Raw genomic sequence first — 266 nt, forward strand, 5'->3', positions numbered from 1 at the left:
GCCGGCGCGCCGGGAAGGGGCGTGGTCGCCGTCCAGCCCCGGATTTCCAGCACCGAGGTGATGTCTATGCAGAAGGCCTGGTCCCCCACGCGGAAACCGACCAGTTCTCTTTTGCCAACGGCGCGGTTTGGCATCAGAACTCCTCCCAGTCCGACTCAACGGCGGCGATGGCGGCCTGTCCGCCGCCGGCGGCCATGCGGGCGCGGGCGGGGGAGGCGTGGGCGCGGGCGAAGCTTTCGACGCGCGCCTTCATCTGCTGGACGGCG

1 protein-coding gene is annotated in these 266 nt (G+C 71.1%); it reads right to left on the reverse strand.

Annotated elements, in window-relative coordinates; all coding sequences use genetic code 11:
- On the reverse strand, positions 1-134 hold a 134-nt coding region (locus OH705_RS29790; protein ID WP_416383609.1), incomplete at its 3' end, for a chemotaxis protein CheW.
- Positions 135-266 lie beyond the last annotated feature (132 nt).

It is taken from the genome of Pseudomonas sp. BJa3, assembly GCF_026343815.1.
Classification (GTDB): Bacteria; Pseudomonadota; Gammaproteobacteria; order Pseudomonadales; family Pseudomonadaceae; genus Aquipseudomonas; species Aquipseudomonas soli.